Consider the following 24,433-nt stretch of genomic DNA (forward strand, 5'->3'; position numbering starts at 1 on the left):
TTAATGGTTATAGAAAATACTCGTCCCGGCTTCCCATTAGGGGCAGGGGGCGTTTTACTCAGACTTTAAACTCTTCACCGGATTAACTAATGCCGCCTTAATAGCCTGATAACTTATGGTCATGATGGCGATCAGAATGGCAACTGCTCCCGTGGCTGCAAATATCCACCATTCAATAGAGACACGGTAGGCGAAGTCCTGTAGCCATTGCGCCATGAAATAATAGGCAACTGGCACTGCTACCAACAAAGCAACTAAAACCAGTTTCAGAAAATCAAGAGAAAGCAAAGTGGTGATACCCAATACAGAAGCGCCAAGTACCTTTCTGATACCAATCTCTTTGGTACACTGTCTGATAGAAAAAGTAGCCAGACCAAACAAACCCAAACAAGAAATGAAAACTGCCAGTGTTGCAAAAGTCTTTGTCAGGTTACTGATTAGCTCTTCGCGCTCATAAAAACTTGCCACATCTTCATTAAAAAACGTATACTCAAAAACATTGTCAAGGTATAGCTTCTCCCACAATCCGGCTATTTTCTTAATGGTTGATTGGTCAAAAGATTTTAACTGAATAGCCACCTTACGATAATGTGCTCTCGAAGAGAATATAACCGTAGGGTCAATGCCTGAATAGAGGTCAGTATTATTAAAATCAGCTACAACGCCCACTATGGTTCCGGTTTTGTTGTGGTCGCCTACCAATAGTTTTCTGTTCAGAATTTCATCGGCTGATTTCAATCCTAAATCTTTTACCATTTTCTGATTAACCAGTAACTCTCGCAGGGTGTCAGAAGCAACAGGCTTACGGTCGCTGATTAGCTTGATGCCATAGGTATCAATATAGGCTTCATCAGCTATTTTAGACCTTGCCACAAATTTCTCCCAGTCTCTGTTTTCAAACCTGATACTACCACCACTACCGGTCTGGGAAGTTGGGGCAGTGCGAAAGAAAGACACAGAGCTTACATTTGCCTGTTGAAGCAATTGGTTTTTAAGCGTTTGCAATTTACCGGCTTCAGTATCCGGAACGTGTACTTGCAAAATCAGGTCTTTTCTTAGGCCCAGGTCTTTGCTTTTCAGGTAATCAAGCTGTAAAACAACCAGTATAGAAACCGCTATTAGTATACAGGCAATGCTGAATTGTGTTACCACTAACCCTTTGCGAAGTGTGAACTTCTTAGGCAGCTCAGCAATATTTTTCAATGCCTTTAAAGGCTGGAAATTGGCGATAATGAGAGCAGGGTAAAACCCTGCCAGAAAAACAACAGCTATCAGTAAAAGAGCCATGAAACCCATCAGCATTACATCAGACAAAAGACTGATGCTGATTGGAGTAGCAAGCCATTGGGCAAGCAAAGGAGCAGCCAAATAAGCAATGACCACTGCCAGCATACCCGAAAGCAAAGCTACCATTGTGGTTTCACTGATAAACTGCCAGAATATTTGTGTCTGTGAGCTACCCAGGGTTTTTCTTACACCCACTTCTTTGTAGCGTTTGAAAGATTGCGCCGTTGACAAATTAATGAAGTTAATACAAGCAATAATTACCATCAACACACCTATGCCCATCAGCAGGTTAATGGTCGATTTCTTGATTTTTCCGCCATAATCTATGTTAAAGTGTATATCAGATAAATCTTGCAAATGATACTTGAATATATCGCTATCTGCACCGTAATACTTTTTAGAGAAAGCAGGCATCTGGCTTTCAAATTGGGTTTTCAAATCTTTAGAGCGAAGCATCACAAACGTTTCCCGGCTGCTGTCAATCCATCCCCAGTCTTCGTAACCATATTCAGGTACAAGGGCTTTTAATGTTGGCAATGAAACAAAAATATCGGTTTTCAAATCTGTATTGGCCAAGCAGTCTTTAAGTATACCCGCCACAACTACCTCCTGCTGGTTTTCCAGTTTGATAGATTTTCCAATAGGGTTGTCATTCCCGAAGAATTTACGAACATAACTTTCAGTCAAAACTGCCTGATTGGGGTTGTCTAATACTTCTGGCTTACCTGCCTTCCACTCGTAATCAAATATCCTAAAGTAGTCAGCATTGGTAAATGCAGCCGATTCTCTTTCTGAATATTTTTGTATTTCTCCATTTGAGGCAACCGCAATTGTTAAAGGTTTATGGGCCAGATAAGTAGCTTTTTCAATGGCAGGGTAATCCTTTGGCCAGGTCTGGTGCAACATATAAGTACTGCCCTTTTCTCTCTCAATTTTACCGTCTCCCAGATGCAGGTCCACCACTGCCCGGTAAATCCGGTCTGCATTTTTATGATAGGTATCAACACTTACATGGTATTTCACCAATTGAAAAACCAGTATCCCTCCGGCCATACCCAAAGCCAGACCGAAAACATTCAGGAAGGTAAAGAGCCTGTTTCTAGCCAGAACTCTTAATGTAAATTTCAGTTTCATGTTATTTTGCATAGGGCAGAGAGCAGAGAGCAAAGGGCTTACACTATGCCCCATGCCCTTTGCCCTGTGCTATTCACTTTTAAGTGATTTAATCGGATTCATCAATGCTGCTTTGATAGCCTGAAAACTTACGGTAAGAAGAGCAATCAGAGTAGCTAAGAGACCTGTAACCACAAATACCCACCATTGGATAGTTATCTGATAAGCAAAGTTTTTCAACCAGCTATTCATAAAATACCAGGCAATGGGGCTGGCTATTACTACAGCAACCACTATCAGTTTCATAAAATCTTTCGATATCAATGTGGTCAGACCAGCTACCGAAGCTCCTAAAACCTTACGGATACCAATCTCTTTGGTTCGTTGCTCTGCTGTAAAAGCTGCCAGACCAAAAAGCCCCAGACAGGCAATTAGAATAGCCAGACCAGAAAAAACGAATACCACTCTGGCCGTTTGCGTTTCTGATGTATATAATGTGTTCAGGTACTGATCCAAGAATAGATATTCAAATGCTGAACTGGGTACACTTTTTCTGAAAGTAGCTTCCAGCTGTTTCATGGTCTGCTCAAGATTGCCTGTATTTAATTTAACGAGCACGTATGGCCTTGACTCGGTGTCATTGTTATGAAAAACATAAGACCCGATAGGCTGATGGAAAGAATCATAGTGAAAGTCTCTTACCACACCCACAATTTCAGCCTTGCGGTTCCAGAACAAATCTTCTGAAAACTTACCGATGGCATCCTGTGGGGTTTTATAACCCAAGAGTTTTACAGTTGTTTCATTCACAACAATCTGCACGGTTGTATCTTTCTCTGCCTTGGTAAGTGGCAGCGTTTTGCCTGCAACAAATTTGAGGTTCAGTACTTTTGCAAAATCGCCATTTACGCGGTTGGTGCGCACTGCAAAAGATTCATTAGGATTGCTTACTTTACTCATGCTCCGGCCGCTACCGCCAGTGCCGGGATAAGCCTGCGCGCGTGCAATCTCCAGCACATTGCTTAAATCTTTATAGTTATTAATTAACGCATCTATCTGTTCTTTATTCTCGGCTGCTGAGGTCATCACAGCTACCACTTGCTCCGGGTTATACCCCAGCTTTTTGTTTTGAATAAACCTAAGTTGCTGGAAAAATACAAAGGTGCAGATTATCAGAATTATTGAGGCTGAAAACTGAATAACCACGAGCGACTGGCGGAATAATCCGGCTCCGGTTTTACGACTAACAGGTGCCTGCAAAAGACTTTTTGGAGCAAATGAAGACAGGTAAAAAGCCGGATATGACCCTGACACAAACGTAACGAACGTAAAAATTGCCAATAAACCCAGCCCCACTTCAGGTGTAAAAACATCTCTTACTGATAACTCTTTACCGGCGATGTCATTAAAAAATGGCATCATTAACACCAGAATAACAAGCCCTAATATAAGGGCCAGCAAGACCGTCAAGAGGGTTTCAGTATAAAACCTGCCAATCAATTGGGCGTTGGTGGCGCCTATTGTTTTATTAATACCCACTTCTTTAAATCTTTTCTGCGAACGCGCCGTAGACAGATTCATGTAGTTAATACACGCAATTACCAATACCACCAAAGCAAGAACTGATAGTATCTTTACCTGGGCGGCATCTCCTGCCCTTTTTGTATTGGAATTGGTGATGTCTGCAGAGTTAAGATGGATATCAGTTAGCGGTTGCAGCCATAAACTAAACCAGCGGTCTGATTTGTCCGGAATGTTCTTTTCAAGTAAAGCCGTCATTTGGGCTTCTACCTTTTGCTGGCTTGCACCTGGCTTCAATAACACGTAAGTTTCAAAACTTGAATTACTCCACACAAGGTTTTTTGAGGCCCACTCAACACTATTAAAAGAACCCATCAATTCGGCATCCAGCGTAAAATTATGCGGAAGGTCTTCGTACACCCCTGTTACTTCCATTGTGTATTTGGCGCCAATTTTTACAATTTTGCCCATAGGGTTGGCATCACCAAAATACTTTTTGGCAGTAGCCTGGCTTAATACAATTTTATTGGGTTCTTTCAAAGCCGTTTTGGGGTTACCCTGTAGAAGATTAATATCAAAAATTTCAAAGATGGAGCCATCTACCCAATACAATTTTTTCTCGGTAAATTTCTTATCTCCAAGGTTTACAAAGGCCGTTTCCCCGTAATCATTCAGCAAAATACGCGCTTGCTGAACTACTTCTGGCACTTCATTTTTCAGGCTGGGTCCAACAGCATTGGGGGCATTGGCCCATTTAGCACTTTTACCATCAAAAGTAGCCGTTACCCCGATGCGGTAAATATTTGCGGCATTGGTATGATACTTATCAAAAGACAGTTCGTCTTTTACATATAGTATCAACAAAAGAGATACAGTAAGCCCAAGGGCTAAACCCAACAAGTTAAGCAAAGTAAAGAGTCTGCTTTTTACCAGACTTCTCCAGGCAATTTTCAAGTAGTTAAGTAGCATAATTTTATTGCTTTGGGCAGAGGGATAAGGGCAAAGGGCTTACACTATGCCCCATGCCCTTTGCCCTGTGCTATTCAGATTTCAATGACTTTACCGGATTCATTAATGCGGCTCTGATGGAATGAAAACTAATTGTAAACAGGGCAATTAAGACCAATACTATACCTGCCAGTGCAAAAATCCACCAATATAATTCGGTTCGGTGGGCAAAATCCTTTAACCAGTTCTGCATGGCAAAATAGGCCACCGGTGTTGCTGTTACGAATGCAAGGCCTACCATTTTCAGGAAGTCGATTGAGATAAGGCCCACAATACCACTGATACTGGCCCCTAAAACTTTCCGGATACCTATCTCTTTGGTACGTTGCTCTAGCACTATCAATGCCACTGCAAACAGCCCCATACAAGAAAGCAAAACGGCTATACCAGCTGCCAGGCTGAATATCTGAGACAGACGCTCTTCTTTCTTATACCAGCGGTCAACGTTTTCGTTGATAAAAGAGCCTTTGAATTCTTCGGTAGGCGCCAGCTTTTTCCATATATTCTTTACTAATTCCATCGACTCATTCAGGTTCTTTGACTGTGCGCGAATCAAAATATAGTTTACACTGCCTTTAGGAGCCATTTCAAGTGTGATGGACCGGCCTTCTCTGCGAAGCGAATACAGATAGAAGTCAGGAATCACACCTATAATTCTTTGCCGTCCAATTGCTGAATCGGGTAGCAGAAATTTATCAACCACAAAGGTTTCACCCATTTGTTTCACCAGACTTTCGGTTACAATTAAAGCCGTTGAGTCGGTACCGAATGCCGGGGAGAAATCGCGCCCCTGTACGGTTTTTATACCAAGCGTTTTCAGAAAATCATAATCCACATAAAGCCAGTCGCTTATAATAGGACGCACATTTTTAGTGTCGTTTTCATTGGGATAATAATCAAACCCGGCGGTACTTCTGGAAGAGGAGCCATCAAGCCCATTACCAAAATTAACGCCCGAACCACTAACTGATACGATAGAAGGATACCTGGCAAGCTCGTTTTTCATTTGCTTTACAGCCGTTTTATGGTCTAAAGCGCTACCAATGGGTACGCTGATAACCTGCTCTTTGTCATAGCCAAGCGGTTTGCTTTTCAGGTATTGCAGCTGTTCAAAAATCACAATTGTACAACTAATAAGCAGACATGAAATTGAAAACTGAACAATAATCAAAGAATTACGTAATACGCCGGGTTTCCTTTTTGTAAATCTGCCTTTCAATACTTCTACAATATTAAAACGAGACGACACAAACGCAGGGTACCCGCCTGCAATAAGGGTTACTAACAAAAAGCCCGACAATACAATAAACAGATTGGAAGAATTGAGAAAGTTTTCAATAGAAAGACTTGATTGAAACAAACTATTAAACTGTGGCAGAAAACCATAAGCTGCCGCCAGACCTAAAAATATAGCCAATGTGCAAATCAAAAACGATTCTCCCCAGCCTTGTATAAAAAGTTGCCCTTTGTTAGCACCCAGCGACTTCCGTACACCTACTTCTTTGGCTTGTGTTAATGATTTGGCTATGGTAAGATTAATGAAGTTAATAGAGGCTATGAGCACTATCAGTAAGGCAATTATTAACAAAGTATAGATATAGCTTTTACTTACGCCACTGCCCCAACCCGTAATGGTATCGAAATGCACATCTTCAAGCGGCATCATTAACAAACTCAGGTATTGCCCTTGCCCGTTCTTCATTTTGCCCGACTTCCGGGCGTCTTCTAAGGCGGGTTTCATGTATTTACTTACCAGTGCCTCAAACCGCTTTTCAGTAGCCGACTGAGTAGCGTTTTCTGCAAGTTTTACATATACCTGATGATTCTGGTTTGTCCATTTGTCTTTTATGGCCTCATAACTGCCATGATTCTCAGACCTGATGAGTACGTCATACTCAATACTAGAGTTTTTAGGGGCATCGTCAATAACGCCGGTTACCACAAAAGGTGTTTTACCCGTGGCCAGGTCAATAAGTAGTTGCTTACCCAAAGGGTCTACTTTACCAAATATATTTTCAGCTGTGGTTTTGCTGATAACCATGCCGTTTTTATCTGCCAGAGCAGAATTAATATTGCCTTTCAGCAGAGGAAAAGAAAAGACCTTCAGGAAGTCGGCATCAACGGTTCTGACATTCTTTTCAAATTTCTTACCGTTATAAATAATTGGCCCGCCTCCCCAGTTTATGCGGGTTGCCGCTTCTACCTCCGGATACTCGGCTTTTAAAGCAGGTGTAAGCGGATAGGCCATAGCAGCGCTGTATTCTGGTTTACCCAGCTTATCTACACTATTAAAATAGAGATAGTAAATCCGGTTGGCATCTTTATGAAAAGTATCATAAGAGAACTCGTAAGCCACAGTCAGGTAAAGCAGAATACTACTGCCAAAAGCCACAGATAGGCCAATAATATTAATGGCAGTATGCGTCTTGTTTTTCAATAACTTACGAAAAGCTATTATTAAGTAATTACGTATCATAGCCCCTCCGATTCGTCGGACCGTCCCCTAAGGGAGGATTTTTTTAAGTTAGATAATATTTTTACAAACTCCCCTTTTGGTTACTTTGTACTCGCATTTTAAAATTAGGCGTAAGCAACTCCCCTTTAGGGTCGGGGGCGCTATTCACTTTTTAGTGACTTTACCGGATTCATCAAAGCGGCTCTGATTGACTGGTAACTTACTGTAAACAAGGCAATCATAATGGCAGTGGCACCTGCTACTGCAAAAATCCACCAGCTGATGTTCGTTTGGTAGGCGAAGTCCTCAATCCATTTATTCATCAGGTAGTAAGCCAATGGCGTGGCCAGCAGAATGGCTATTAAAACAAGGCTCAGAAACTCTTTTGAAAGCAGCATAACCAGATTTGGGATACTGGCGCCCAATACTTTACGGATGCCGATTTCTTTGGTACGCTGCGCCATTATCATCAGCGCAATGGCAAACAGCCCCATGCAGGAAAGAATAATGGTTAGCACTGCGGCACTCATTACAATCTGCGACATCCGCTCTTCTTTTCTATATTGGTTATTGGTGTTTTCGTCAAGAAACGACGGAAGAAATTCTGATTTAGGCGCAATTTCTTTATAGGCATGGCCAATTACATCTACAATTGATTTGGGGGCATCAGGAGCCAGTTTTACAAAAACATAGTTGATGCCGAAATCGCCGGGCATCATAAAAGTAATGGCTTCTATTCTATTTTTTAATGATTCAAAATGATAGTCTTTTACAACGCCTACTATGGTTTTGCCGATACTATCGCCAATAGCTACTTTTTTGCCAATCGGGTCTTTGTAGCCCATTTGTTTGGCCATGGTTTCGTTGATGATACATCCGCGGTCTTTATCGGTTGTAAACTGCCGAGAAAAATCGCGGCCTTCTACCAGTTTTAACCCAAGTGTTTTTATGTAGTCGTAATCAATAGTCAGGCCATTGGTTCTATAGCTTTTTCCTTCCATCTCAAAAGTAAACACTGATTTTGAACTTGACCCGTCCTTTCCTCTGCCGATGTTGATATCAGCGCCTGATATTCCCAGAATCCTTGAGTCATTGGCCAGTTTATTGCGCATGTAGTCAAGCACCTTGCTGCCCTGAACCTCATTACCTACCGGAAAACTAATCACCTGCGTTTCATCAAAACCCAGTGGTTTGTTACGTAGGAAATCAATTTGTTTCCAGATTATTAACGTACAGCTAATTAATAAAATAGCGATGCTGAATTGCGCCACAATCAAAGCGCTTCTGATTCCCCCTGAACGCGAACTTACTTTTACTTTGCCCTTTAGCACCTCTATGGTATTAAACCGGGCAACAGCCAATGCCGGGTAGCCACCCGCTATGAGGGTTATGACCAGAAAACTTAGCAATAGCAATATACCAACTGTGGGATTAAGCAGATTATGAAACGTCAGCTCGCTTCTGAACATGGCATTGTACTGTGGCATAAGCATGGTGGCCAGTAGGCATCCTAAACCAAAGGCAACTACGCAAATAATAAACGCCTCGCCCCAGAACTGACCGACAATCTGGGCTTTCAAAGCTCCCAATGCTTTTCTCATGCCCACTTCTTTGGCGCGGGTCATTGAGCGGGCAATAGACAGATTAATAAAATTAATACAGGCTATTAACAAAATGAGCCCGCTAATAACCAGCAGAATATACGGGTAAGTAATATCAATAGCCCGGTTGCCTTCGGCCTGTTTGTTAAAATGTAATCCGATTAATGGTGCTATTCTAACACTTATTATTTCTCCTCTGTCATCAGGTTTTGCACCCTCTTTTTTTAGCTGGTCTATGCTTCCTTTAAAATATTTTTCGGTAAAAGACTTCATTTGCTTTTCTAAAGTCTCAGCTTCTACCTTATCGGCCAACTGCACGTAGGCATCATGGTAATTTGAATTCCAACTGTCTTTTGTATCTTTATATTCAGGGTTGTTTTCAAAGCGTATCAGTATTTCATTGTCTAACGTTGAGTTTTTAGGAGCCTTTTCTACCACGCCCGTTACCACAAACGCTTCAACTTGCCCACCAAAATTCATATTAAGTGTTTTCCCAACCGGGTCTGCCTTGCCGAATATATTCGCTGCCACTTCTTCATTTAAAACTACACTCCGAAGGTCGTTCAAGGCAGTGGCCGGGCTCCCTTTTAGCATTTTAAATGAAAACATCTTCAGAAAATCGGCGTCTACATACCTTATGCTCTCATCAATAGTTTTTTCCCCTTGCATAATCTGCACCCCACCTCCTACAATTCGGGTGGCATATTTTATTTCAGAGCCAAAATCAGAAATTAAAGCCGGGGTTAGCGGCGCAGGCATGTTGCCCTGGTAATGTATTTTATCTGGTTGATTAATTTTAAAGTAGACCTTAAAGATGTGGTCTCTATTCGCCTGGAAGTCGTCGTAGGTAAATTCAAACCAGGCAGTAAGAAACAATAAAATGGCGCTCCCGAAAGCAATAGAGAGCCCGACAACGTTGATTGAAGTATAAGATTTATTCTTCCAGAGGTTTCGGAATGCGATTTTGAAATAATTTTTTAACATAGTTTTTCATAATTATGATTATACAAGAATCCTTCGGAAGGCAATAGCAATGCGAGCCTACTATATTTTTGGTTATAGTAAGCCCATTTTATATCAATTTTGCTTTAATTAAGCATACCTTAAGAGACCAAAGCTCTGGTAAGGCAGTTAATTAAACGTGGAAGTTTTCAGTTACAACCTTGCCGTCAAACAGGTTAATGATTCGGTGAGAGAAGCCTGCATCATAAGGTGAGTGGGTAACCATAATAATGGTTGTGCCTTCGTTGTTCAATTCCTGAAGCAACTTCATTACCTCTTCTCCATTGGTTGAGTCAAGGTTACCGGTAGGCTCATCGGCCAGAATCAACTTTGGTTTGGCCACTACGGCACGGGCAATAGCCACGCGTTGTTGCTGACCACCTGATAGCTGTTGCGGAAAGTGATTACGGCGGTGCATGATGTTCATGCGCTCTAATACTTCTTCCACTTTTTTCTTGCGTTCGGTAACCGGAGTTTTCAGATACAAAAGCGGAAGCTCTACGTTTTCAAAAACGGTTAGCTCATCAATCAGGTTAAAGCTCTGAAAAACAAACCCGATATTTCCTTTGCGGTGAGAAGCCCGCTCTCTCTCACTAAGTTTAGCTACTTCCACTCCATAAAAGTCATAGCTTCCTTCTGACGGATTATCCAGCAAACCCATGATATTGAGCAGAGTTGATTTTCCGCAACCTGACGGCCCCATAATAGCTACAAACTCGCCATCTTTGATGCTCATATCAATGCCATTGAGGGCTGTGGTTTCCACCTCTTCGGTAGTGAACACTTTCTGAAGATTAGATATTTTAATCATAATTTTGTTTTTAGGTTTGCGAAAATGGGAAAGTAGAATAGAGAAACTATGCCTCAACTATTCTCTGCTTCTTTCCATGTTCAATTTATATCTTTAAGTTAATAATCTACTTTAAACTATTGGTTGGCTAACGGCACTTAATTGGTGCCGGCATTGAAGCTTTAGAAGTTGTACCAAGAATGAATGTTTTCTATCGATGACCACCCCTTTTACTTCAATTGAAGCACTTCGTTATCGCCGAAGTTCTCGTATGACGAAGTAATTACCTTTTCGCCCACTTCAAGCCCTTCCAGTACTTCAAAGAATTCAGGGTTTTTACGACCCAAAGTAATTTTGCGTTTTACAGCCTTGGTACCAGACTTATCTACCACATATACCCAGTTTCCGCCAGTATCTGAGAAGAAACCACCTACAGGCAGCAATACCGCTTTGGTAGCTTTGCCTAATTCGAGACGGATGGGTGACGACTGCCCTCTCTTAATACCTTCTGGTACTCCCTTCGAGAAAATCATGTCTACCTGAAAACGTCCGTTGCGAACTTCGGGATATATTTTGGTAATTTCAAGCGGATACTCTTTTCCGTTAAATTCAAAAGAGCCGCCAAGACCTGCAAAAATTCTTGAAATATAGTGTTCATCAATATCTACACGCATTTTAAATCCGTTCAGGTCATCTATCTGCCCGATGTTCTGGCCCTGGCTGATGTTTGAACCCACCTCTACATCAATAGATGACAACAAACCTGAAACGGGTGCTTTTACTACCAGATTCTCTAGTGTTTCGCGCCATAGCTGAACGTTCTTCTGGGTGCGCTCCAATGTACCCTCCAACTGTTTAATCTGCATGGCAGCGTTTTCTTCCTGATACTTCTGCGATTCCTCATCAATTTCGCGTTGGCTTAATAGCTTTTCATAATCGCGTTTGGCTTTCAGATAATCTGCCTCTGGTATCACTTTGTCTGCATATAGTTTTTTGTTTCTGACGTAGAGGTCTTTTGCCTGGTCGGTCAGGAAATCCAGGTCAGACATATTCTTGCGAATCGTAAATTTCTCCACCTTCAATCGCTGGCGCGTATTCTGCAGGTCATTCACCAATCGGCTGGCTTCTGTTTCCGACTGCAGGAAATTCAGTTTAAGGTTCTGATTCTCGAGTTTCAGAATAACCTGGCCTTGTTTTACCATATTACCACCGTCTACCACTTTTTCTTTTACGTACCCACCCACAATGGCATCCAGACGGATAATTCTTAAAGGTAAAACCACACCTGTTACTACAATAAATTCATCAAAATTACCATTAGACACCTGCGAAATCGTCATTTTATCTTTTTCAGCATTCAGAGTTGAGCGGCGGTCTGCAAAAAGCAGGCTATAGGCTGCAAATGATGCAAATAATACTCCGCCGAGGGTTAACAGGATTCGTTGTTTATTCCAGAATTTCTTTTTAATCTGCTTGTCCATTGTATTCTTTAAAATTGCCGTACAATTTGCTTCAGACAAATTGCCGCAGTGACTGTTAGTTTAATTGATTAATTGTGATTTAAATCTGTAATTCCTTAATTCACAATGTGTGCCAAATATTTCAAACAACTGACTATCAGTATTTTATAAAATATTTACTCTTTAAATTTGTCCGAAAACGGACAGCACTTGTACGCACACGGACGAATGGCTGAAAAGCATTAAATTAACAGAAAAAATTAATCAGTTTATTATCAATCTGTTATCTTCGTCTTAAGAAAGTTATCCTTTGAAAGGTATAATTTTTGTCGTAAAATGCATAAAACTACCTGATATTCTAATCTGACCCCGAATTATGTCTAAACTACTGATAATTGATGATGATGTAGATGTACTAAGCGCTGCTAAATTATTCCTGAAAAGACATTTTACTCAAGTTGATATTGAAAAAAATCCGGAGCGAATACCTTTTCTGGTTTCTAACGGCGATTACGATGTTATTTTGCTGGACATGAATTTCACACGAGACGTAAATACCGGCAAAGAAGGTTTTGAATGGCTCGATCGTATCCTGGATATAGACCCGAAGGCTTCTGTTGTGTTATTTACTGCATACGGAGATGTAGAAATGGCTGTGCGTGCCATTAAAGTAGGTGCGTCTGACTTTGTGCTGAAACCCTGGGAAAACGAAAAATTACTGGCCACGATGCAGTCGGCACTGGAAATAAGAGAACACCGAACAGGTAAAACCCCAACTGTAAAACGCAAAGCCGAAGGTAAAGTTGAGATAATAGGCAAAAGCCCTGCCATGCTTAAAATTTTTGAGACCATTGAGCGTGTGGCAGCTACAGATGCCAATATTCTGATACTGGGCGAAAACGGAACCGGAAAGGATGTAATTGCACGGGCATTACATGAAAGATCGGACAGGGCAGACAGCCCTTTTGTACATGCCGACCTGGGGTCAATATCAGAGTCTTTGTTTGAGAGCGAGTTGTTTGGTCATGTAAAAGGGGCTTTTACCGATGCGCGGGAAGACCGTGTAGGACGCTTTGAAGAAGCCAGCGGCGGTACGATATTTCTGGACGAAATTGGCAATATACCTTTACCTTTACAAGCCAAACTACTGACGGTATTGCAGAACCGGAGTGTAACCAAAGTTGGTTCAAACAAATCAAAAAACGTTGATGTACGGCTTATCTGCGCAACCAACGAACCAATTCATGCCCGCGTGGCGCAGCGCACTTTCAGGCAGGATTTACTTTACCGAATCAATACCATTGAAATCAAACTTCCGGCTTTACGAGAACGAACGGAGGATATTCTGCCACTGGCTGAACATTTTCTTAAAATTTATCGTAAAAAATATAACCGCCCGGTTAGCAGCATCAGCGCTGCTTTGGTTAAACAACTGCAACGCTACCAATGGCCTGGCAACGTGCGTGAGCTGCAACATGCCATTGAACGGGCTGTAATACTATGCCAGGGCAATGTACTGCAACCTGAAGACTTTTTTGAAGGCCACCCTTTTGAAAAGCAGCAGGATTCGATGCCGTCATTTGAGCAGACTTTCCAACTGGATGAAATGGAAAAAATGCTGATTATTAAAACCCTGAAGAAATTTAATGGGAATATAACCGAGGCCGCCCGCGAAATGGGTCTTACCCGGCAAGCCTTGTATAGACGAGTAGAGAAATACGGAATTTAATGCCCAGATTTTACCTGAATATAAACTGAAAGGCCGGCTTAACCAGATTGAAGCCGGCCTTTCAGTTTATCGCTTGTAATTCAACACATAATGGGGTACGGGTATTTCCTGCACCATTTTTGGGTCTGGTATAGGTGTATGCGGTTGTTGGCTTAGTGGCAGCACACCAGCCCATACAGGCCATTCCAAATCTTCTTCATCGTCATTCGGATTTCCGGTTCTTACCTTGGCCGATACCTCTTCAATAACAAAAGAAATAACCATCGTGGCTTTCATTTCTTTTGTATTGGGTTGTCTTACTTCTTCCCACCGACCAGGTATCACCTGATTGGTAAATGCTTCCAGGGCATCCCAACGCTCCTGCTCGTCAGTTACCAGAGTTGCCGCACTAAAAAGCACTACAGAGCGGTAATTGACCGAATGGCTGAAAGCTGAACGCGCCAGCACCAGACCGTCCAGAAAAGAAACGGTCAGGCAAACGCAACGCCCGTCGGCAATATTGCGCATGAAATGGCTACCCACCGAACCATGAATATATAATTTATTACCCATGCGGCAGTAGCCTGTTGGTATCATCATAGGTTGGCCCTCATGTACATAGGCAATATGGCAAAACAGGCCTTCATCCAGAATCTTATAAATGGTTTCCTGGTCATACAGCCCTCTTTTAGCAGACCGGCTGATTTTGGTATTTTTTGTAATCGGATACATAATATTTAATGATAATAGCGATTTATAAGGCAAATGTATATCTTTACTGGATTAGTCAGCTCATCCAACTTTACACAATCAGGTAGTCCAGTTGAAAACACCATTTAAAAGCCTTATCAATTTAGACAAGTCGCATTCTATTCCCTTGTATATTCAGATTGCCAACGCCATCATCAAGCAAATTCAGGCAGGAACTCTGCCCACTAACTCGCCTTTGCCCGGCACCCGCCAAATGGCTGCGTTACTGCAAATACATCGAAAAACAGTAATTGCTGCGTACGAGGAGCTGTTGTCGCAGAACTGGGTAGAAACCTTACCACAAAGAGGGACTTTCGTAGCAGGTAAACTGCCGGTGCTGCAACCCACGCAATTCTCAACAGAGGTGGGCAGGGTAGAACAGGGAGTTCTTATCAAAAACAGATTGAATAAACAATGGTCAATACCTTTACCCCCCAGTATTAACCATAGGCTGGCGTTTAATGATGGAATACCCGACGTAAGACTGGCCCCACGCGAAGAATGGGCAAAGCTCTACGCACACCATATACGCTATGCCAACACTGCCACCATGACTTATACCAACCCCAGGGGAAGTCTCAGATTCCGCTCTATTTTTGCCAGATACCTGAACGAAACCAGAGGAATACAGGCCAATGCTGAAAACATTATCACTACCCGCGGTAGCCAGATGGGTATTTACCTGGCCGGTTTAACCTTGCTGCAAAAAGGTGATACAGCCATTGTAGGTGAGTTGAATTACAGGGCTACCAATTATACCTTCAGGCAATTGGGCGCCGACCTGGCTACTATACCGGTGGATGATGAAGGCTTACAGGTAGAAGCCATTGAGGATATTTGTCTGACTAAAAAATTAAAACTGGTTTATGTTACTTCGCACCATTATCATCCTACGACGGTAACACTAAAACCCGAACGGCGACTAAAACTATTGGCACTGGCTGAAAAATATCAGTTCTTTATTTTAGAAGATGACTACGACTATGACTACCATTATGCCAATGCGCCTATATTACCCCTTGCCAGTGCAGACAGATACGGCTGGGTTGTATATCTGGGGTCATTCACCAAAAAGATTGCCCCTGCTTTCAGGGTGGGTTATGTAGCCGCCCATGAAGCCATTATTGATGAAATGACTCGCTTAAGACGAGTAATAGACCGCCAGAATGATTCTATTCTTGAAGAATGCCTGGCAGATATGCTCGAGAACGGAGATTTGAAACGTTATACTACTAAAGCCCTGAAAGTGTACAGAGAACGACGAGACTTTACATGCAGCCTATTGAAAGAATCGCTGGGAGATGTTATTCAATTCAGGATTCCTGACGGTGGTATGGCCATCTGGGCGCAGTTTGCGCAGGATATACCACTTGGCACACTATCTGAAAAAGTTGCTTCATACGGCTTATATCTGGCAAACGGCCAAACCTATGCCGACGAAAAACCGGATATAAATGCCTGCAGAATGGGCTTTGCAGGCATGAATCAGAAAGAAACAGAGGATGCCGTCAGAATCCTGAAAAAAGTTATAGGCTCTTTTAAGCCTCTGGGGTAAAAATAGCTTTGTACTGGTCTGGCTTAAAACCTACGGCCAGCACCTTACCGTCTTTTTCTACAACAGGTCTTTTAATAACTGAAGTTTTTTCCTGCATTAGCTGAACCGCCACAGCGGGGTCTCCAACGGTTGGTTTAACCTCGTCAGGCAATTCTTTAAAAGTAGTGCTGGCTTTATTGAACAGCTTTTCTAAGGGTACTTGTGCAAGCCAGTCATTCAGTTTTTCTTCACTAATACCCTCTTTTCTGTAATCATGAAACTGAAACTCAATCTGGTTGGCTTTCAGCCAGTTCAGTGTTTTTTTAATTGTATCGCAATTGGGGATTCCGTAAACCGTTAGCATAATGATAAATTAAAAATGAGGAACGTGTCACATTCCTCATTTTGTGTATAAAATTCTCGATACAAAATTACTAAAAAAGTATTGGCCCCGGGTTAGCAGGCAATAAAAAAAACGCACTACGCAGCACTAAAGGTCTTCAATTTTTCGGGGTTTTTCGCCAGCTGCAAAAAGCGGATACTGGTCAAAAATATTACGCACCACACTTCTGTAATAGTTAACCGGTTTGTTAACTTTTTTATTAAAAACGCCCGAAGCGTATCCCCGCCAGATTAACCTGCTGCTTTCGGCATCCAACAAAGAAACCAGTATCATGCCTCCGCCAAAATGCAAATTCTGTGTTTTGTAAGTTTCATCATCATCAAAATGGTTCACCCAGCGATCTAATGACGGTTGAAAATACCCTTTATAATCCACACGGTCACGGATAATGCTGTAGCTAACCAATAAGCCCGGGTCGTTGTCGGTTACTTTATATCCCCTGGCTTTCATTTGCCTGCGAATAGCATCCTGAATTTCAGTACAGATAAAGGAGGTGTCGACTTCGCAGTTTAAAAAGTTGTAGGTCTTGTATTTGGTAAAGTCAGTCTCATAACTGTAATCATTGTCAACCAATAATCTGAGCGAATTACAGCTGGTAGAGGCAATACCTAAAACAAGAAGAGCAGAGAGCAAATACAGTTTTTTCATACGACATACAGATTAGATTAATTTCAGTTAAATAAAGCTTATAAACAAAAAACTTAATAACAACCTCACAAATCTGCCGAGCGGATACTCATCAAATTTATCTATAGTTTTGTTAAAAGTCAAGATATGCTTAAGGGTGATATTTTACTGGTATCTATCCGTAAATCGACTTTTTCTCCTGCCCGTTTTCAGGTTTTATTGTTAACCTCCTCCATCACTTAACGTAATACTCCAGGGCTTTTTTCATTTCGTTTTTTGACACTGCGATATCGTAAAGACAGCTACCCGCACCATTAATTAATGAGAAACGTATTTCTTTACCCTTATTTTTTTTGTCCTGAAGGGTATGCTCTATTATAGCCCCGAAGTCTTCGGTTTTCATGGCTATTTTTCCATAAACCGAAAATATAAACTCTTCTATGCGGGCCAATGTTTGCTCGTCAATCAATTTTCTTTCAAAAGCTATATACGACTCGCAGAGCATTCCGGTTGCAATGGCTTCGCCATGAAGCAGTTTTTTTTTGCCTTTATCTAAAAAATAGGTCTCAATGGCATGCCCAAGCGTATGCCCGAAGTTCAGAATTTTCCGCAGGCCTTTCTCTGTGGGGTCTTGTTCAACTACCTTTTTCTTGATTTCAACCGAGTGCGCAATCAGGTCTCGCAGGTCTTGCTGCTCAAGGTCTTTTTTTCTGATTTCGTTCCATTTTTCACCATCCTGAATGAGGCAGTGCTTAATAATCTCGGCAAAACCTGAGCGCTTTTCCCGTTCAGAAAGCGTATCCAGAAACACCGGGTCTATCAACACGGCTTTAGGAAGCGTAAAAACGCCAAGGTGGTTTTTCAGGCCCTTGAAATCAATTCCGAGTTTTCCACCTACACTGGCATCAACCTGCGCCAGAAGTGTGGTTGGAATCTGAATAAAATCTATGCCTCTTTTATAGGTGGCAGCACAAAAGCCACCCATGTCGCCTATTACGCCTCCGCCCAGGTTTATCATCAGGGCATGGCGGTCAAGCTCGGCATCGGTCATGGCCGACCAGATTTCTTCACAAGTAGCCAGATTTTTATGCTCTTCTCCGTTTTTTACGGTTATGAGCGTATGTTTTGGCAGTAAATCTTTTACTAAAGTGTAGCAGTATTTTCTGGTGTTAGTATCGGTCAGAACAACAATTTTAGAATAGTCTTTCTGCGCCAGATAATTTTTCAGGCTTTCGGAAATAGGAGATATAATAACAGACATTTTACCTTTCGTTCGTTAAAGAACCAAAGGTAAGGAATCATTTAAAGAATTACCAGATGCCAAACTTACATTTCGGGTTTTAAACTCTGGCTAAGACAAAACAAAAAGCCCAAAATTAAATTTTGGGCTCATAATTCCGTGAGAAATTCAATATGTTGTCAATAGCTTTATCAGAGGGCGAAAGTTGGATCTGGTCTAATCCTAGTTTAATATCTGCACAATCAAGATAGAAGTCAAGCAACTCCGGGTCATGAAGCATGGCGTCTTCAATCAGTGCGTTTTCCTGACCTGATGTCTCGTTATACAAATAGCGAATTACATCATTTTGCGTATTGGTAAAGGTTTGTATCATAAGCATATGCTGTTTTACTCATCATTTTTCTAAGGTTGATGAGAGCATAACGCATTCTGCCTAACGCCGTGTTGATACTTACGCCAGTAGCATCTGCAATTTCCTGAAAACTCATGTCGTCATAATGACGCATCACAAGCACTTCTCGCTGCTGGTCAGGAAGACGTTTTATCAGATCTCTCAGATGCTCGTGAGACTCCCGTTTGATTTGCATCGATTCGATAGAGTCTTCCGCAAACTCAAGTGTATTAAATACACTGCTTCCGTCTTCAAACACTACGCTAGGGTAACGTTTCTCTCTCCGGAAAAAGTCAATTGCCAAATTGTGAGCTATTCTTAATACCCATGGAAGAAACTTGCCTTCTTCGTTATACTTACCTTCACGCAATACTTCTACAGCTTTTATGAAGGTATCTTGTAGCAAATCTTCTGCTACATACTGATCTTTAACAACAAGGTAAATGGTAGTATAGACTTTAGACTTATAGCGTTGTACAAGTGTCGCAAAAGCCTTTTCGTTACCGCGGATATACAATGATACTAGCTCACTATCGCTAACTTGGATTTTTCCCATTTCTGTATTTCAATTTAGTTAACGTAGAGGTTCAAATCATATTGTATATTCTGGTTTTTAATTTAGAAGATTTTTTTTGAATGGTTAAAGATAGACAATAAAATCAATTTCTGTCAAGGGTTTGGCACAAAATTTTAGTTAACAAAATGTTAACAAACCAAATGTTATTCTGGGTTTATCGTTATACGCAAAATAAAAAGAAAAAAAATGTATGTAGCATTTTGTTTAATCGTTTTTTAATAAAAAACTGAAAATCAATACATTATGCAGGCATAATATTACATATTTTTTTCCGTCATGGCACCCGACCTTTCGGGTGGCTATTCCTCAACAAAATACTTGCTCTCTCTAATATTTAACCAGTAATGCGCTCGTATTTTTTTTAAAATTAACAAATCACACAGAAAAAAATCTTTATCTGCAAATAACCTGCATTAACAACTCGATAATGCATCTTGATAAACTAATGTTTTTTCAGGTAAAAACCATAATTGTATTATTCTAATATACCCTATGCCCCAGGTGTATTTTATGAAACAGAGTCTTTGATGGCATGTAATTAACACCATACCGCTAAATAATTTACACTTTAAATAATTGGCTCAAAAGATATTTTTTAGTAATTCTGGTAAGCCATCTATTCGGCTCTTCTCAAATAAGACTTAATCTATAGGTAGAATTCTATGAAGAATATAGCAGGCATTTATAAACTGACAAATTCGAGGGTATTTTCAGTTCTATATCCTTTAACTTTTATTTTCGCTGATATTTTAGCGAAAAATCAACAGTTGAGATACCAATTAAAAGTCGCCATTTGTATTTTGGGAATTGCCATAATAGGATTCAATTACCTATATAGCTATTTGCAAAAAGATAAAAAAATAGCAACAAGGTGGTTAGTATCCTTGCTTATTGGAATCATTTGCGGTATGGCTTACGTAGTATATTTTAAGCCGAAACTTTAGTGCACAAAGAGCCTTCATTAAAAGGCTCTTTGTTTACAATATCCCTTTAAGCTCTACCAGCCGCTTAATATTAAAAGTGGGCTTCTGGTCAGTCTTCATACCATCCGGATTATAAAAGACCGAATCCATTTGGGCATTGATAGCACCCAGAATGTCGGCTTCATAATTATCACCAATCATCAGGCTTTCATCAAGTCGGGCTTTGGTTACATTTACTGCGTAGTCAAAAATCTTTTTATCGGGCTTGCGGGCTTCGGCTCTTTCGTTAGTAATTACTTCGCGGAAATAATGTTCTATCTTTGAGCTTTTTATTTTCTTTGCCTGTACATCCTGCCAGCCATTACTGATAATATGTATTTCATAATTGGGTGCAAGGAAATCGAGTACGTCTAGCGTACCCTCAATCAAATGCGATTTTTGTGGCAGTAATTCAAGAAAGGCCTCGTTCAGTTCCAAACCAAGTTTTTCGTCAGCCTCAACGCCCAGATTAACCAGTGTGTCTCTGAACCGTCTACGGCGCAGTTCTTCATGCGTTATCTGGTTAGACTCCAGCATGGCCCAATAGCGGCGGTTAACTACTGAAAATTCGGCCTGAAAAACACCAAGACCGGCAATATTCCAGGAATGCAAACCGAAACTTTCATATAACTCAGCCAATGACTCCCTTGAGTTCTTCTCAAAGTCCCACAGGGTGTGGTCAAGGTCAAAAAAGAGGTGCTTATACATGGCCAAATATTAAGCTCTTGCGGGAAACTTGAGCGCAAGGCGCTCAACAGGCTGGTTATTTACCAGGTGACTTTCTACAATTTCTTCTACGTCAGACAACTGAACATTGCCATACCAAACCCCTTCAGGATAGACCACCATTGATGGCCCAAAGGCGCAGGCATCCAGACATCCGGATTTCTGTGCTCTGATATCAAGCTGTAATCCCTTCTCTTTAAGAGATGCCTTAAAGGCTTCAACAAGCTCCATGCCATGTACACTGCCGCACGATTTCTTCGGTGCTTCCTTGTCGTTGGTACAAATAAATACGTGTTTCTTAAACTTCATAAAATATGGTTATAAATAAAGACGCCACAAAGGTACAAAAACTTTGTGGCGTCTCATGCTATTTATATATGTTCATTCTATTATCAGAACCAGCCGAATGGGTCCCATAAACCACCCAGCCCCCAAAAGATAGTAGATATTACACAACCCCAAAGGGCTTTTCGTACTTCGTCGTGGTCATTATCTGTTATAAAATATACCAACCCAAGGCCTACAATTCCTAAGCAACAACCCCACCAGAAACCACCTGCAATGGGCATTTCCTGCGGCGTTAAAAGGTTAGTTTCAGTAGTTGTAACCAATTGATAACCCTCCAGCAATTCAGGGTGATTTTTCTTTACCGTTTCAAGTGTTGCTTCAGGGTGGTCTGCCAGAAACTTTTCAAGTTTATCAACTTTGGCAAACTCGTCATTAACAGAGGTTTCTTTATACTCCAGATCAACCGGAGCAGCAAAGCCTGAAACAACCAGACAAAAAAAGAAAATAAATAGAAAAGATAGTCTCGTTTTCATAAGGTGCGCTAAGTTTATTTATTAAACAATACATTTCTTACCGGCAAGATGCACTTTACCTTTAAAGAGTTGCATAGCAGGCCGTATTTTATGAATTCCAGATTTCCCATGCTTTTTCAGCTTGCAGATGAAGCATTTCTAACCCATTGTGGGTTTTTGCTCCTTGCTCCTCACCTTTTTGCAGAAACAACGTCTGAACGGGGTTATAAACCAGGTCATAGAGGTAATGGTTAGCCGTTAACCTTTCATAGGGTATATCCGGGCATACATCAGACTTGGGATAGGTACCTACCGGAGAACAATTGATTATAAGCTGATAATTATCAATTTCAGACTTTAAATCATCATAACTAATGGTATCATCGGTTTTTGTTCTCGAAACTATCCTGAAAGGAATCGATAAATCATTCAATGCAACTATTACTGCTTTGGCAGCTCCGCCATTACCCAAAACCAGGGCTTTTAATGCAGTATTGACCGGAATAAACTCTTCCAGAGAGGTTTTGAAACCGTAATAGTCAGAATTGAAGCCTATCAGTTTGCCATCTGAGGCAATTTTAATAACGTTTACGGCACCAACTTTAAGGGCAGAGGCATCCAATCCGTCCAAAAAAGGCGTCACAGCCTGTTTGTGCGGAATTGTAACGTTAAGCCCTTTGAGGCCAGGTGTATTACTGATTATTTCCGGAAATTGCTCAATCTCGGGTAGTTCAAACAGCTCGTAGGCATGACTATCAGCCAAACCCATTTGCTCAAACTTTCCGGTGAAATACTTCTTCGAGAAAGAATGCCCCAGCGGATACCCTATCAGTCCGTAGATATTCATTTGGCCTTACTGAAGAATTTAGCTTTAATAATTGCCCATATCATAGGGGCAATAGAAACGAAAACTATGCCTAAAACTACTTTTTCAAAATTCAGTTTTACCCATTGGTTTGAGCCTAAGAAATAACCCAGCAACGTAATAGAAGTTACCCATAAAATAGCCCCCAGAATACAGAACATAATGTATTTTGGGTACTTCATGCTTCCGGCACCGGCCACAAAAGGGGCTATGGTACGCACAATTGGCATAAAGCGGGCCAGAATTACGGTTCTGCCACCATGTTTTTCGTAAAACTCTTCGGTTTGGGTAATATATGAGCGTTTCAGAAAAAGGATTTTATCTCTGGACTTGATATAGTTGCTGAAGTTTTTACCAACCAGGTAATTAACGTTGTCGCCCAATAAAGCCGCCAGAATTAAAAGCGGAATGATGAGGGTAACGTCCAGTTTCCCTGTCGATGAAGCAAGCAAACCGGCTGCAAAAAGTAATGAGTCGCCGGGCAGCAGAGGCATAATAATAAGACCGGTTTCAACAAAAACTATCAGAAACAATATGCCGTAGGTAAGGGTATCGTATTTATCAAGAAAACCCTGCAAGGTAAAAAGAGGGTCTTTGAGTAAGTCAATCAGAAAGTGTATAATTTCCATAAATGTGGAGTGCTTTACTAAGATGAAGGGTAAGTGTTTTAAGAATATTATTCGTCCTGAGTAATACGGCGGTCGCTGCTATATTTACCCAGTTTGAAACGTTTTTTGGTTTTTTCGGTCAGGAAATTACCGAAAGTATCTCCTCTTAGCCCTAAACGTATGGTTTCCAAAGGTATAACCTCGTTCGGAGCAATGTTACCCACATTTACATTAGGCCCTACCAGTTTTACAAAGTACACCTGTTGCGATTTCTGAGGTGCCTCCCAAATTATTTTCTCGGCCGGTATGGCATGAATAATCTCATCTACAAGCCCCTGACGAACCTCACCACTGCTACGGAACAAACCCACGTTGCCGCCCTCACGCGCCTCGCCAATTACCTTCCAGGCGCCTGCGTCCAGTTCAGCCTGCATCATTTCAATCCATTTGTAGGGGGCAAATATCTTTTCAGCATCTTTAGAGCCTACCTCAGACAGCACCTTGGCACGTTTAGCCAGCCGCGTAATATATTCGCACTTTTCATCATGTGCTATTTCAATAGAGCCGTCTGATACCTCGCAATGTTCAAGACCAAATTCATCCAATACCCTCAGGTAGTCTTCAAACTGGTCTCGCACAACAAAAGCTTCAAATAATGTACCGCCAAAATAAACCGGTATTCCGGCGTCTTTATAAGCTTTTAATTTATCTTTCAGATTAGGTGTTACGTATGAAGTGGCCCAGCCCAGCTTTACAATATCAATGTGTGGTGCCGAAATAGAAAGCATATCTTCTACTTCTCTGATGCTCAAGCCTTTATCCATCACCATTGTTAAACCTGACTCACGGGGCTTGCCTGTACGTTTGGGAACTTGACTTAGGTTATAATTCATTCTATGTCTCAACTTTTTTGCAAATGTAATAATTTTTAGATAATAGCACTTACTTTGTATAGATGTGGCAGTAAATAAAATGGCAATGACCACACCAAAAACTCACAAAATC

Annotated in this window: 20 protein-coding genes; 2 read left to right on the top strand and 18 right to left on the bottom strand. The window is 41.3% G+C overall.

Annotated elements, in window-relative coordinates; genetic code table 11:
• Nucleotides 1-54 precede the first annotated feature (54 nt).
• From C0V77_RS19245 to C0V77_RS19270, 6 genes are all read right to left on the bottom strand, one after another.
• On the bottom strand, nt 55-2,421 hold the full coding sequence (locus C0V77_RS19245; protein WP_229236329.1) for an ABC transporter permease: 2,367 nt from the start codon (nt 2,419-2,421) through the stop codon (nt 55-57).
• A 69-nt stretch (nt 2,422-2,490) separates the two neighbouring features.
• Nucleotides 2,491-4,890, bottom strand: a complete 2,400-nt coding sequence (locus tag C0V77_RS19250) for an ABC transporter permease (RefSeq protein ID WP_101728009.1) — start codon at nt 4,888-4,890, stop codon at nt 2,491-2,493.
• A gap of 70 nt (nt 4,891-4,960) precedes the next feature.
• The gene (locus C0V77_RS19255) at nt 4,961-7,405 is read right to left on the bottom strand and encodes an ABC transporter permease (RefSeq protein WP_101728010.1); all 2,445 of its coding nucleotides are present in this window, start codon (nt 7,403-7,405) and stop codon (nt 4,961-4,963) included.
• Nucleotides 7,406-7,545: 140 nt separating this feature from the next.
• Nucleotides 7,546-9,969 carry an ABC transporter permease gene (locus C0V77_RS19260; protein WP_101728011.1) on the bottom strand — a complete coding sequence of 808 codons (2,424 nt, stop codon included), beginning with the start codon at nt 9,967-9,969 and terminating at the stop codon, nt 7,546-7,548.
• A 151-nt stretch (nt 9,970-10,120) separates the two neighbouring features.
• Nucleotides 10,121-10,798, bottom strand: a complete 678-nt coding sequence (locus tag C0V77_RS19265; RefSeq protein ID WP_101728012.1) for an ABC transporter ATP-binding protein — start codon at nt 10,796-10,798, stop codon at nt 10,121-10,123.
• A gap of 209 nt (nt 10,799-11,007) precedes the next feature.
• The gene (locus C0V77_RS19270) at nt 11,008-12,258 is read right to left on the bottom strand and encodes an efflux RND transporter periplasmic adaptor subunit (protein ID WP_101728013.1); all 1,251 of its coding nucleotides are present in this window, start codon (nt 12,256-12,258) and stop codon (nt 11,008-11,010) included.
• A 355-nt stretch (nt 12,259-12,613) separates the two neighbouring features.
• On the opposite strand from C0V77_RS19270, the gene C0V77_RS19275 reads away from it, so the two are divergent.
• Complete coding sequence (locus C0V77_RS19275; protein WP_101728014.1) at nt 12,614-13,966, top strand: sigma-54 dependent transcriptional regulator; 1,353 nt, start codon at nt 12,614-12,616, stop codon at nt 13,964-13,966.
• A 66-nt stretch (nt 13,967-14,032) separates the two neighbouring features.
• Here C0V77_RS19275 and C0V77_RS19280 read toward each other — a convergent pair whose 3' ends face one another.
• Nucleotides 14,033-14,677: a pyridoxamine 5'-phosphate oxidase family protein gene (locus C0V77_RS19280; protein WP_101728015.1), complete on the bottom strand. Its 645-nt coding sequence runs from the start codon at nt 14,675-14,677 to the stop codon at nt 14,033-14,035.
• A 91-nt stretch (nt 14,678-14,768) separates the two neighbouring features.
• On the opposite strand from C0V77_RS19280, the gene C0V77_RS19285 reads away from it, so the two are divergent.
• Complete coding sequence (locus C0V77_RS19285) at nt 14,769-16,250, top strand: PLP-dependent aminotransferase family protein (RefSeq protein ID WP_101728016.1); 1,482 nt, start codon at nt 14,769-14,771, stop codon at nt 16,248-16,250.
• On the opposite strand, the gene C0V77_RS19290 is transcribed toward C0V77_RS19285, so the two are convergent.
• The 11 genes from C0V77_RS19290 to C0V77_RS19345 all read right to left on the bottom strand — a co-directional run bounded on the left by C0V77_RS19290 (nt 16,234) and on the right by C0V77_RS19345 (nt 24,321).
• Nucleotides 16,234-16,593 (bottom strand): arsenate reductase, encoded by a 360-nt coding sequence (locus tag C0V77_RS19290; RefSeq protein WP_101728017.1) that lies wholly within the window; start codon nt 16,591-16,593, stop codon nt 16,234-16,236. The two genes, C0V77_RS19285 and C0V77_RS19290, sit on opposite strands and share 17 nt — an antisense overlap.
• Nucleotides 16,594-16,719: 126 nt before the next feature.
• Nucleotides 16,720-17,280, bottom strand: coding sequence for a DUF4136 domain-containing protein (locus tag C0V77_RS19295; RefSeq protein WP_101728018.1), 561 nt, complete (start codon nt 17,278-17,280; stop codon nt 16,720-16,722).
• Between the two features lie 214 nt (nt 17,281-17,494).
• Nucleotides 17,495-18,520 (bottom strand): 3-dehydroquinate synthase, encoded by a 1,026-nt coding sequence (gene aroB / locus C0V77_RS19300; protein ID WP_101728019.1) that lies wholly within the window; start codon nt 18,518-18,520, stop codon nt 17,495-17,497.
• Nucleotides 18,521-18,635: 115 nt separating this feature from the next.
• The gene (locus C0V77_RS19305) at nt 18,636-18,872 is read right to left on the bottom strand and encodes a hypothetical protein (protein ID WP_229236330.1); all 237 of its coding nucleotides are present in this window, start codon (nt 18,870-18,872) and stop codon (nt 18,636-18,638) included.
• Nucleotides 18,841-19,446: an RNA polymerase sigma factor gene (locus tag C0V77_RS19310; protein WP_101728021.1), complete on the bottom strand. Its 606-nt coding sequence runs from the start codon at nt 19,444-19,446 to the stop codon at nt 18,841-18,843. The genes C0V77_RS19305 and C0V77_RS19310 overlap by 32 nt, the downstream gene beginning before the upstream one ends.
• 998 nt (nt 19,447-20,444) lie before the next feature.
• Nucleotides 20,445-21,137 (bottom strand): YjjG family noncanonical pyrimidine nucleotidase, encoded by a 693-nt coding sequence (locus C0V77_RS19320; protein WP_101728023.1) that lies wholly within the window; start codon nt 21,135-21,137, stop codon nt 20,445-20,447.
• A gap of 9 nt (nt 21,138-21,146) precedes the next feature.
• Nucleotides 21,147-21,464 (bottom strand): ferredoxin, encoded by a 318-nt coding sequence (locus C0V77_RS19325; protein WP_101728024.1) that lies wholly within the window; start codon nt 21,462-21,464, stop codon nt 21,147-21,149.
• 83 nt (nt 21,465-21,547) lie between these two features.
• Entirely contained in the window at nt 21,548-21,976 is a 429-nt protein-coding gene (locus C0V77_RS19330) for a hypothetical protein (protein WP_101728025.1), read from the bottom strand.
• An 88-nt stretch (nt 21,977-22,064) separates the two neighbouring features.
• The gene (locus C0V77_RS19335) at nt 22,065-22,802 is read right to left on the bottom strand and encodes a shikimate dehydrogenase (RefSeq protein ID WP_101728026.1); all 738 of its coding nucleotides are present in this window, start codon (nt 22,800-22,802) and stop codon (nt 22,065-22,067) included.
• Nucleotides 22,799-23,449 (bottom strand): VTT domain-containing protein, encoded by a 651-nt coding sequence (locus C0V77_RS19340; protein WP_101728027.1) that lies wholly within the window; start codon nt 23,447-23,449, stop codon nt 22,799-22,801. Before C0V77_RS19340 ends, C0V77_RS19335 begins: the two co-directional genes overlap by 4 nt.
• A 47-nt stretch (nt 23,450-23,496) precedes the next feature.
• On the bottom strand, nt 23,497-24,321 hold the full coding sequence (locus C0V77_RS19345; protein ID WP_101728028.1) for a phosphosulfolactate synthase: 825 nt from the start codon (nt 24,319-24,321) through the stop codon (nt 23,497-23,499).
• Nucleotides 24,322-24,433 lie beyond the last annotated feature (112 nt).

The organism is Emticicia sp. TH156 (assembly GCF_002855535.1).
GTDB lineage: Bacteria > Bacteroidota > Bacteroidia > Cytophagales > Spirosomataceae > Emticicia > Emticicia fluvialis.